At 66.1% G+C, this 13706-nt stretch carries 2 protein-coding genes; both read left to right on the top strand.

What is annotated here, in order from left to right; translation table 11 throughout:
- On the top strand, window positions 1-1134 hold a 1134-nt coding region (locus ABIA30_RS27230; RefSeq protein WP_370071299.1), incomplete at its 5' end, for an Ig-like domain-containing protein.
- Window positions 1135-1659: 525 nt separating this feature from the next.
- The coding region (locus ABIA30_RS27225) for an Ig-like domain-containing protein (RefSeq protein WP_370071297.1) at window positions 1660-13706 on the top strand (12047 nt) is incomplete at its 3' end.

Below are 13706 nucleotides of genomic sequence, written 5' to 3'. Positions count from 1 at the left end.
ACCAGCCCCGACAGCAGCACCATCACCTACACCGCCACCAACCCAGCCAACGGTTCGGTCAGCGTCACCGGAACCAGCTACACCTTCACCCCCACGACCGCCGCCCGGACCGCCGCCAACAGCACCACCACCAACGGGACGTTCACTGTGACCGCCACCAACACCGCCGGCTACGCCTCTACGGCCACCATCACCGTGCCGATTTCGCCGGCCACCAACGACACCCCGACCATCCCGACCTCGGGCACCCAAACAACCACCGCCACAACCGGTGTCGTCACCGGCACCGTGTCGGCGACGAGCCCCGACAACACCACCGTCACCTACACGACCTCCAACCCGGTCAACGGCACGGTCAGCGTCAACGCCAACACCGGCGCCTACACCTACACCCCATCGGCAGGTACCCGCACTGGCAGCGTCACCGGTAGCTTCACCGTGACAGCCACCAACACAAGCGGATTCGCTTCGACGGGCACGATCACCGTGGCCATCGCCAGCGACGCCCCGAGCGCGCCGGCGTGGACCCAAACGGGCTACAACTCGCAAACCGCTGTGGTAACCGGCACGGTCAGCTCGACCAGCCCCGACAGCGGCACCATCACCTACACCGTCGGCGCCGTCAGCACCTACAACGGCAACAGCCTCGGCACAGTGACCATCAGCGGCAACACCGTCACCTACACCGCCAGCACCTACGCCCGGCAGAACACCGCCAGCGCCCCGAACGCCACCTTCAATGTGACCGCCACCAACGCGGCGGGCTACAGCTCGGTGTCCACGGTGACGGTGCCGATCTCGTCGGCGGCGAACTACACCATGGGCACGGTCTCGGTCACCAACCAGGTGCAGGACCAGAGCAGCGGTGTGGTCACCGGACAGTTCGTGGTCTCTAACAACCCGGGCAATATCCAGTTCGTTTTCACCGACACCTCCTCCGGCGGCTTGCTGGGCCTGAGCGGCACACTCGCCATCGCCGGCAATGTCTTCACCTACACGCCGTCTGTGATTGCGAGGACCGGGGCCGTGCTGGGCGCCAAGACAGATTCCTTCGTCGTCCAGACGACCATCGTCGGCGGCAGCGCCACCGCCAGCAACACCTTCACGGTGCCGATCCTGCCCTTGCTCAGCTGACACCCAGTCTCCGTCCGCAGCTCCGCTCTTCCGCCGGCTTTCGTCTACCGGATTGAGCCTTCGCCGCCCATCACAGGGATTTGCCGATGTCACCTCGATGGAATTTTGGCTATGAAATGACACGGGCCAGCAATCTGCTACGACCCGCCGAACGGTGATTTCGTTTGCTGAAACTCCCGGAGTGCGGCTCGGACACACATTCCAGCGGATGCAGCGACAGATTCAGATCTACGCAGGTGAAGTCAGCACATCGAGACCATCGGCACGTCGATCACGGCTGTAGCCAGGCCATTTCTGGCATTTTCCTGTATATTTTCCTGTCAGAACCCTGAACATTACCGGCAACCGATTCTTCCATAAGTTCGGTTACGTTCAATCTTCGCAAACGAAAATATATCGCCGAAAACTTTGCGCAGACCACCTGAGAGTCTGGTAAGAAATTAACGTTCGAGGCGATTTATGGCCTCCGACACATCACTGAACCCCCTGTGTCACAGGACACAGCTCTTCAGATGGAGACACAGCATGTCGGGTGCGCAGCAGTCCAACTCGCGGTCCAAGAGCACCAGCCGCAAGAAGGGCACCCACCGAGTCGCACCCAAGCCCTCGCACCAGCCGTACAACTGGCTCGGCGCCGGCGCCGTCACCCTCGGCCTGGGTGCGGCGATGGCCAGCGGTACCGGCATCGCCGCGGCCAAGGGCGGCAACGACGGCTCGGGCTCCTCCTCGAGCAGCTCTCCGAATCACAACCCGAACCACAACCCAGCGAGCGGTTCGTCGGACAGCAACAACAACACCGACCCGACGAACGACCAGTTGCTCACCAGCGGGTCCTCGACCGACGCCTCCAACGGCTCGAGCACCGACAACTCGGGCAAGGACCACAAGCACCCGAAAAAGGACAAGTCCGGCAAGACAACGGGTTCAAACAAATCCGACGACCCGGCCGGGTCCAACGAAGCGAACAACGGCAAGGGTAAGAAGGCAAAGACCTCCGCCGGGACGATCAAGACCCCCATAGGCGCCGCCGCCACTCCGGCCACTGCAGCCGCCCCCACGGCTCCGGCCGCGGCCGTCCCCAACACCGCATCCAAGCTGCAACCGGTCGCGGCGGTCGCCGTCCTCAAGAGCGCCAAGCCGGCCGCGTCCACCGACGGAACGTCAACCACCACGACGACCGCGGTCCCCCACGCCACCAGCTCCAACCCGATCGTCGCCGCCATCCAGAACGCGTTGATCGGCTTCTTCACCAACCCGTCGACCATCGCCACACTGACCGCGAACGGCCTCACCGGACCGGTCGCGCCGTCCAATTTCGTCGGCGCCTTCCTCTACGGCATCTACCGCGGCATGGAGGACTACGCGGGCCTGGTCCCCAGGACCGGCACGCCCACCACCTCCTCGCAGCCACTGACCGGCACCGTCACCGGCAGCCTGAACATGACCGAGCCGGCCGGCATGGGCCTGAGCTACACGGTGTCCGCCAACCCGAAGTACGGCACCGTCGCCGTCAACGCCAGCGGTTCATACACCTACACCTCGACCATCTCGGGCAGTGCCCTGACCGCACTCGGCCCCAACGCCAACGACACGTTCACCGTCACCGCCAGCGACGGCATCGCCTCCAGCAATGAGACCGTGACCGTTCCGGTCATTGCGACCCACGTCAGCACCGACGTCCCCTCGAACCCGGTCGCCACCAACGTCAACGCCAACGCGATCACCGGTGCCGTCACCGGCACGATCTCGTCCACCGACCCGGCCGGACAGGCCCTGTCGTACAGCATCACCGGCAACCCGAGCAAGGGCTCGGTGACCCTCAACGGCACCACCGGTGTATTCACCTACACCCCCACCACTGCGGCCCGAACCACCGCCAACAGCGGCACCGTCACAGACACCTTCACCGTGACCGCCACCAACGGCAGCTACAGCTCCAGCTCACAGATCACCGTCCCCGTCCAGCCAGCATCCGGCGACACTCCGTCGGTCCCGGCGGTCAGCAACTTGACCACCAACGCTGCCGGCGTAGTCACCGGAACGCTGAACTCGACAAGCCCCGACGGCGCCGCCGTGACGTACGCGGTCGCCTCCAACCCGACCAACGGCGCAGTCACGGTCACTGGTTCGACATTTACCTACACCCCAACGGCTTTGGCACAGGAAAGCGCATCGGTCGGCGGAGCCACCACCGACAGCTTCACCGTCACCGCCACCAACGGCACCTACACCTCCGCCGCCGGCACCATCACCGTCCCCATCAAACCCACCAACGACACCCCGACGACCCCAGTCGCGACCAATGTCACCACGAGCGCGAACGGCGTCGTCACCGGCACCCTGACCGCCACGGACCCTGCCGGCCAGCCGCTCACCTACACCGTCGCCTCCAACCCGACCAACGGCGCAGTCACGGTCACTGGTTCGACATTCACCTACACCCCAACGGCTTTGGCGCAGGAAAGCGCATCGGTCGGCGGAGCCACCACCGACAGCTTCACCGTCACCGCCACCAACGGCACCTACACCTCCGCCGCCGGCACCATCACCGTCCCCATCAAGCCCACCAGCGACACCCCATCGACGCCGACGGCGACCAGCCTGTCGACCAACACCAGCACCGGCGTGGTCACCGGCACCCTGACCGCCACGGACCCTGCCGGCCAGCCGCTCACCTACACCGTCACCTCCAACCCGACCAACGGCGCAGTCACGGTCTCCGGTTCGACATTCACCTACACCCCAACGGCTTTGGCACAGCAGAGCGCATCGGTCGGCGGAGCCACCACCGACTCCTTCACCGTCACCGCCACCAACGGCACCTACACCTCCGCCGCCGGCACCATCACCGTCCCCATCAAGCCCACCAACGACACCCCGACGACCCCAGTCGCGACCAATGTCACCACGAGCGCGAACGGCGTCGTCACCGGCACCCTGACCGCCACGGACCCTGCCGGCCAGCCGCTCACCTACACCGTCGCCTCCAACGCGAGCAACGGATCAGTCACGTTGTCCGGCAATACCTTTACCTATACGCCAACAGCGCTGGCGCAGCAGCAGTCGTCGATGGGCATCAACACCACCGACTCCTTCACCGTCACCGCCACCAACGGCACTTACACCAGCGGCACCGCCACCATCACCGTTGCCGTCACACCGACCAACGACACCCCCACGGCACCGGTCGCCACCAGCATCAGCGCCAACCCCGTCTCGGGCACGGTCACCGGCACCGTCGCCTCCACCGACCCCGTCGGTGCTGCGCTGGCCTACTCGGTGACCGGTCAGCCGGCCAACGGCTCGGTCACCCTGAACAGCACCACTGGTGTCTTTACCTACAACCCGACGTCTTCTGCCCGCACCGCCGCCAACAGCGGCACCGTCACAGACAGCTTCACGGTGACCGCCTCGAACGGCACCTTCAGTTCATCGGCCACCGTCACCGTCCCGGTGTCGCCTGCCTCCAACGACACCCCCTCGGCGCCAACCGTCGGCAGCAGCTCCACCGATGCCAACGGTGTCGTCACCGGAACGCTGAGCTCGACCAACCCCGATGCCGGCGCTCTCACCTACACGGTCGCCTCGAACCCGACCAACGGCTCAGTCACCGTGGCAGGTTCGACATTCACCTACACCCCAACCACTTTGGCGCAAGAAAGCGCCTCAATCGGCGGACCCACCACCGACAGCTTCACCGTCACCGCCACCAACACCGCCGGCTACACCAGCTCAGCCGGAACCGTCACGGTCGCCATCAACCCGATCGCCGACACCCCGACAGCACCAGTGGCGTCGAACATCAACGCCGACCCCGTCTCGGGCACCGTCACCGGCACCGTTTCGTCCACCGACCCGGTGGGTGCTGCGTTGACCTACACCGTGTCGGGCCAGCCGGCCAACGGCTCGGTGACCTTGAACAGCACCACCGGTGTCTTTACCTACAACCCGACGTCTTCGGCCCGGACCACCGCCAACAGCGGAACCGTGACCGACAGCTTCACGGTGACCGCATCGAACGGCACCTTCTCCTCGACCGCGACCGTCACGGTCCCAGTGTCGCCGGCCTCCAATGACACCCCGTCAACCCCGACCGCCACTGATGTCAGCACCAACGCCAACGGCGCAGTCACCGGCACCCTCAACAGCACCAACCCCGACGGCTCGGCTGTCACCTACACCCTCGCCTCAAACCCGACCAACGGCTCGGTCACGGTGAACGGTTCGACATTCACCTACACCCCAACAACTTTGGCCCAGGAAAGCGCCTCCGTCGGCGGACCCACCACCGACAGCTTCACCGTCACCGCCACCAATGAAGCGGGCTACACCTCGGCTGCCGGCACCATCACCGTCGCAATCGCGCCGACCAACGACACCCCCAGCGCACCAGTCGCATCGAACGTCAACGCCGACCCGATCTCGGGCACCGTCACCGGCACCGTCTCCGCCACCGATCCCGCCGGCCAGACGCTCACCTACAGCGTGTCGGGCCAGCCCACCAACGGCGCGGTCACCCTGAACTCCACCACCGGCGTCTTCACCTACAACCCGACCTCGTCGGCCCGGACCACCGCCAACAGCAGCACCGTGACCGACACGTTCACCGTCACCGCCACCAACGGCACCTTCAGCTCCACTGCCACCGTCACGGTGCCGGTCTCCCCAGCATCCAACGACACCCCCGCCGCCCCGACCCTCGGCAGCACCTCCACCGATGCCAACGGCGTCGTCACCGGCACCCTCAACAGCACCAACCCCGACGGCGAGAACGTCACCTACACCGTCGCCACCAACCCGACCAACGGCGCGGTCACCGTGAGTGGCTCCACATTCACCTACACCCCAACACTTTTGGCACAGGAAGGCGCCTCGATCGGCGGCGCCACCACCGACAGCTTCACCGTCACCGCCACCAATGAAGCGGGCTACACCTCGGCTGCCGGCACCATCACCGTCGCGATCGCACCGACCAACGACACCCCCAGCGCACCGGTCGCATCGAACGTCAACGCCGACCCGATCTCCGGCACCGTCACCGGCACCGTCACCTCAACCGACCCAGCCGGCCAAACCCTCACCTACACCGTCACCGGCCAGCCGGCCAACGGTTCTGTATCGCTGAACAGCACCACCGGTGTCTTCGCCTACAACCCCACCACCGACGCCCGCACCACTGCCGATCAGAGCGCGACCACGGACAGCTTCACTGTCACCGCATCGAACGGCACCTTCAGCAGCACCGCCACGGTCACCGTCCCGGTCGAACCGGCCACCAGCGACACCCCATCGGTACCCAGCGTGTCGTCGCAGTCCGTCGATGCCGCCACCGGTGTCGTCACCGGCACCTTGACCGCCACCAGCCCCGACGACGGCACCGTCACCTACACCGTGGCCACCAACCCGACCAGCGGCTCCGTCACCGTTTCCGGCTCGACATTCACCTACACCCCAACGACTTTGGCGCAGAACCAGTCCAGCCTGGGTATCAATACCATCGACAGCTTTGCGGTCACCGCCACCAACACCGCCGGCTACACCTCGGCCGCGGGCACCGTGACCGTTCCTGTCACCCCGGTGGCCGACACCCCGAGCACGCCGCAGGCCGGTCAAACGACCGTCTCCAACAACGGAGACGTGTCCGGCGTCGTGTCCTCCGTGGATCCGGCAGGCCAGACGCTGACCTATACCGTCACCGGCCAGCCGTCCAATGGTTCGGTGACCCTGGACAGCGCTACAGGTGCCTTCACCTACACCCCAACGACTTTGGCACGGGAGAGCGCATCGGTCGGCGGCGCCACCAGCGACTCCTTCGCCGTCACCGCCAGCAACGGCACCTACGCATCCACCGCCGGCACCATCACGGTCGCCATTTCTCCGGTCGCCGACACCCCGACCGCCCCGACCGCTTCGAACGTCAACACCAACAACATCACGGGGGCGGTCACCGGCACCGTCTCGGCCACTGACCCGGCAGGCCAGACCCTCACCTACACCGTCACCGGCCAGCCGACCAACGGCGCGGTCACCCTGAACAGCACCACCGGTGTCTTCACCTATAACCCCACCGCCGCCGCCCGAACTGCCGCCAACAGCAGCACCGTGACGGACAACTTCACGGTGACTGCCTCCAACGGAACCTTCAGCAGCGGCGCCACTGTCACCGTCCCGGTGTCTCCGGCGTCGAACGACACCCCGTCCGCACCGACCATCGGCAGCTCCACCACCGATACCAACGGCGTCGTCACCGGCACGCTCAACACCACCAACCCCGACGGTTCGGCAGTGACCTACAACGTCACCAACTCGACCTCCAACGGCGCACTTTCGGTCAACAGTGCCACCGGGGCGTTCACGTACACACCAACGACGTTGGCGCAGGAACAGTCGTCGATGGGGACCAACACCACCGATAGCTTCACCGTCACCGCCACCAACACCGCCGGCTACACCTCCGCCGCCGGCACCATCACCGTCGCGGTCGCGCCGACCAACGACACCCCAAGCGCCCCAGTCGCTTCAAATGTCAACGCCGACCCGATCTCGGGCACCGTCACCGGCACCGTCACCGCCACCGATCCCGCCGGCCAGACCCTCACCTACAACATCTCGGGCCAGCCGGCCAACGGCTCAGTGACCTTGAACGGCACCACCGGTACCTTCACCTACAACCCCACTTCGTCGGCACGCACCGCGGCGAACAACAGCGCGGTGTCGGACAGCTTCACCGTCAGCGCCACCAACGGCACCTTCAGCAGCACGGCCACCGTCACCGTGCCGGTCTCCCCGGCCGCCAACGACACCCCGTCCGCCCCGACCCTGGGCAACTCCTCGACCGACACCAACGGTGTAGTCAGCGGCACCCTGAACACCACCAACCCCGACGGCTCCACCGTCACCTATACCGTGACGTCCGACCCGGCCAACGGCTCGGTGCACGTCATCGGCTCGACATTCACCTACACCCCAACGACTTTGGCGCAGCAGCAGGCGTCGATGGGGATCAACACCACTGACAGCTTCACGGTGACGGCCACCAACGTCGCGGGCTACACCTCGGCTGCTGGCACCATCACCGTCGCGATCGCACCGACCAACGACACCCCCAGCGCACCAGTCGCATCGAACGTCAACGCCGACCCGATCTCCGGCACCGTCACCGGCACCGTCGCCGCCACCGACCCCGCCGGCCAGACCCTCACCTACACCGTCACCGGGCAACCCTCCAACGGCGCGGTCACCTTGAACTCCACCACCGGTGTCTTTAACTACAACCCCACCACCGACGCCCGCACTGCCGCCAACAGCAGCACCGTGACCGACAACTTCACCGTCACCGCCACCAACGGCACCTACAGCTCATCGGCCACCGTCACCGTCCCAATCTCCCCAGCCTCAAACGACACCCCCTCCGCCCCGACCGCAACCAATGTCAGCACCAACACGGTCAGCGGCACGGTCACCGGCACCATCACGTCCACCGACCCCGGCGGCCAGGCGCTCACCTACACCGTCTCGGGGCAGCCGGCCACCGGCTCCGTATCGGTCGACGCAAGCACCGGCGAATTCACTTACAATCCAACGGCTTCGGCACGCACTGCCGCGAACAGTGGCACGGTGACCGACAGCTTCACCGTCACCGCCACCAACGGCGCCTACAGCTCATCGGCCACCGTCACCGTCCCAGTCTCCCCGGCCAGCAATGACACCCCGTCCGCGCCGACCATTGGCAGCTCCTCGACCAACGCCGCGACCGGCGTGGTCACCGGCACCCTGAACTCGACGAGCCCTGACGGCTCAACCGTCACCTACACCGTCACCTCCAACCCGACCAACGGTTCAGTCACCGTAAGTGGCTCGACGTTCACCTATACCCCAACGACTTTCGCGCAAGAACAGGCGTCGATCGGCATCAACACCACCGACTCCTTCGCCGTCACCGCCACCAACACCGCCGGCTACACCTCCGCCGCCGGCATCATCACCGTCGCGATCAACCCGACCAACGACACCCCCAGCGCACCAGTCGCATCAAATGTCAACGCCGACCAGGTGTCCGGCACCGTCACGGGCACCGTCACCGCCACCGATCCCGCCGGCCAGACCCTCACCTACAACGTCTCAGGCGAGCCGGCCAACGGTTCTGTATCTCTGAACAGCACCACCGGTGTCTTCACCTACAACCCGACCACCGCCGCCCGCACCGCCGCCAACAGCAGCACCGTGACCGACAGCTTCACCGTCACCGCCACCAATGGCACCTTCAGCAGCACTGCCACGGTCACCGTGCCGGTCTCCCCGGCCGCCAACGACACCCCATCCACTCCCACCATCGGCACCTCGTCCACCGACGCCAACGGTGTCGTCACGGGAACGCTGACCTCCACAAGCCCGGATACCAGCGCGGTCACCTACGCCGTCGCCTCGAACCCGACCAATGGGTCGGTCACGGTGAGTGGCTCCACATTCACCTACACCCCAACGGCTTTGGCGCAAGAGGGCGCCTCGATCGGCGGAGCCACCACCGACGCGTTCACCGTCACCGCCACGAACGAAGCCGGCTACACCTCCGCCGCCGGCACCATCACCGTCGCCATCGCGCCCATCACCGACACTCCGACCGCACCAGTGGCGTCGAATGTGAACGCTGACCCGGTATCGGGCACCGTGACCGGCACCGTCTCGGCCAATGACCCCGCCGGCCAAACCCTCACCTACACGGTCACCGGTCAGCCGACCAACGGCTCGGTAACCCTGAACAGCACCACCGGCGCCTTCACCTACAACCCGACGTCTTCGGCCCGGACCGCCGCCAACAGCAGCACCGTGACCGACAGCTTCACCGTCACCGCATCCAACGGGACCTTCAACAGCAACGCCACCGTCACCGTCCCTGTCGAGCCGGCCACCAGCAACACCCCGTCCGCCCCGACCGTGTCGAATCTGAACACCGACGCCACAACGGGCGCGGTCACCGGCACCGTGTCTTCGGCCAGCCCCGATGGCGGCACCCTCAGCTACACCCTCACCGGCCAGACGAGCAACGGCTCAGTCAACCTCAATAGCGCCACCGGTCAATTCACCTACACTCCAACGACTCTGGCGCAAGAAAATGCCTCGGTCGGCGGAGCGACCACCGACAGCTTCACCGTCACCGCCACCAACGAAGCCGGATACACCTCCGCCACCGGCACCATCACCGTCCCGATCAACACGATCGCCGACACCCCGTCTGCCCCGGTCGCCACCAACGTGAACACCAACAACGTCACCGGCACCGTCACCGGCACCGTGGCTGCGACGGATTCAGCCGGTAAGACCCTCGCCTACACGGTCACCGGTGAGCCCACCAACGGTTCTGTCGCGTTGAACAGCACCACAGGTGTCTTCACCTACAACCCGACCACGGACGCGCGCACCGCCGCCAACACCGGCACAGTGACCGACAGTTTCACCGTCACCGCGACCAACGGCACGTTCTCCTCCAGCGCGACGGTCACTGTCCCGGTCTCCCCGGCCAGCAACGACACCCCCAGTGCCCCAACGGCAACCAATGTCAGCACCGACGCGGTCAGCGGCACTGTCAGCGGTACCGTGACGTCCACCGATCCGGGCGGCCAGGCCCTGACCTACACGGTCGGCGGCCAGCCCTCCGGTGGCTCGGTCACGTTGAACAGCACCACGGGTGCGTTCACCTACAACCCGACCGCCGATGCCCGCACTGCCGCCAATGGAGCCAGCAACCCGACCGACAGCTTCACGGTCACTGCCTCCAACGGCACCTTCAGCTCGAGTGCCACCGTCACCGTCCCGGTTTCGCCGGCCTCCAACGACACCCCATCCGCCCCGACCGCGACCAATGTCTCGGCCAACGCCAACGGCGCAGTCACCGGCACCCTGAACACCACCAGCCCTGACGGCTCAAACATCAGCTACACCGTCGCCTCCAACCCGACCAACGGCACAGTCACCGTCAACGGCTCGACATTCACCTACACCCCAACAACTTTGGCGCAAGAAAGCGCCTCGATCGGCGGAGCCACCACCGACAGCTTCACCGTCACCGCCACCAACACCGTCGGCTACACCAGCTCGGCCGGAACCGTCACGGTGGCCATCACCCCGATCGCCGACGTCCCGAGCGCGCCCACGGTCAACAACGTCTCGACCAACCTCACCACAGGCGTGGTCACGGGCATGGTCTCCTCGACTGATCCGGTCGGCGCCCAGGTGACCTACACCGTTAGCGGACAGCCGGCCAACGGATCGGTCAACGTGAACTCAACTACCGGTGAATTCACCTACACACCAACAACATTGACCCAGCAGCAGGCGTCGGTGGGCCTGAACACCACCGACAGCTTCACCGTGACCGCGTCCAACGGCACCTTCACCAGCGGTACCACCACCGTCACGGTGAGCATCACCCCGGTCGCCGACACCCCGTCGGCCCCGACCTCGACCATCACCAACGCTGACCCGATCTCGGGCACGGTGACCGGCACCGTATCGGCCACTGACCCGGCGAGCCAACCGCTCACCTACACCGTCAGCGGCCAGCCGACCGGAGGCTCGGTAACCCTGAACAACACCACCGGCGTCTTCACCTACAACCCGACCACGGCGGCCCGCACCGCCGCCAACAACGGCACGGTGACCGACAGCTTCACCGTCACCGCCACCAACGGCACCTACAGCTCGAGCGCCATGGTCACCGTTCCGGTCTCCCCCGCATCGAGTGACACCCCGTCCGCCCCGACCGCAACCAACGTCAGCACCAACGCCAACGGTGCGGTCACCGGCACCCTGACCTCCACCAACCCCGACGGCTCAAACATCACCTACACCGTCGCCGCCAACCCGACCAACGGCACAGTCACCGTCAATGGCTCGACATTCACCTACACCCCAACGACTTTGGCGCAGCAAAGCGCCTCAGTCGGCGGGCCCACTACCGACAGTTTCACCGTCACCGCCACCAACACCGCCGGCTACACCTCCGCGACAGGCACCGTCACCGTCGCCATCACCCCGATCGCCGACACCCCCACCGCACCCGCCGCGACGAACGTCAACACCAACGCCGCCACCGGCGTGGTAACCGGCAGCCTGATCTCGACCGACCCCGCCGGGCAACCGTTGACGTACACCGTCACCGGCAACCCGAGCGGCGGCGCGGTCACCCTCAACGGCGATACGTTCACCTACACGCCGACGCCGTCGACGCGTAATGCCGCGTCCACGGACAGCTTCACCGTCACCGCTACCAACGGCACCTTCAGCTCTAGTGCCACCGTTACGGTCCCGGTCTCCCCGGCAGCGAACGACACCCCGTCCGCTCCGACGTACACCACAAGCGAGAACGTCGCGACCGGTGTCGTCACCGGCACGTTGTCCTCGACCAGCCCCGACGGAGCGAATGTCACCTACACCGTGTCGTCCAACCCGGCCAGTGGCTCGGTCACACTCAGCGGTAATACATTCGCCTACACACCAACGGCTTTGGCTCGCACCGACGCCAACAACGGCACCAACACCAGTGACTCGTTCACCGTCACCGCATCCAACGGCACCGCAACCAGCAGCGCCATCGTCACGGTCCCGGTCTCCCCGGCGTCCAACGACACTCCGACCGCCCCGACCTACACCAGCAGTGCAAATGCCATCACCGGCGTAGTCACGGGCACCCTGAGCTCCACCAGCCCCGACGGCGGGGCCGTGAGCTACACCGTCGGAACCCCAGCCAACGGCACCGGTTCAGTCACCGTCAGCGGCAACACCTTCACCTACGCCCCAACGGCTTTCGCCCGCACCGACGCGAGCCAGGGCATCAATACCACCGACTCCTTCACAGTCACCGCATCCAACGGGTTGTCGTCGAGCACCGCCACCGTCACCGTCCCGGTCTCCCCGGCATCGAACGACACCCCGTCCGCCCCGACCGCGACGATCGTGGGTACCAACGGCAGCGGCGTCGTCACCGGCACACTGAGCTCCAGCAGCCCCGACGGAACGACGGTCACTTACAGCGTCACGTCCAACCCGGCCCACGGCACGCTCAGCGTCACCGGCAACACGTTCACCTACACGCCATCGACCTTGGCGCAGGAACAAGCGTCGATGGGCATCAACACCACTGACAGCTTCACCGTCACCGCCTCCAACGGCCAATTCACTTCGGCCACAGGAACAGTCACGGTCCCGGTCACCCCGATCAGTGACACCCCGTCCGCCCCGAACGCCTCGGGCGTGACCGCCAACGCGGTCACTGGCACGGTCACCGGCACGGTCAGCGCCACCGACCCCGTCGGCGCTGCGTTGCACTACACCGTCAGCGGCCAGCCCACCAGCGGTTCGGTCACGGTGAATTCCACCACCGGAGTGTTCACCTACACCCCGACCAACGCCGCACGCACAGCGGCCAACAGCGCCACCAACCCGACCGACAGCTTCACGGTCACCGCGTCCAACGGCACGTTCAGCTCGACGGGCACCGTCACCGTGCCGATCTCCCCGGCCTCCAACGACACCCCGTCCGCCCCGACATACACCACCGGCCAGAACCTGGCCAC

This window comes from Mycobacterium sp. MAA66 (assembly GCF_041261665.1).
GTDB lineage: Bacteria > Actinomycetota > Actinomycetes > Mycobacteriales > Mycobacteriaceae > Mycobacterium.
This window is presented reverse-complemented; position numbering and strand designations above follow the sequence as displayed.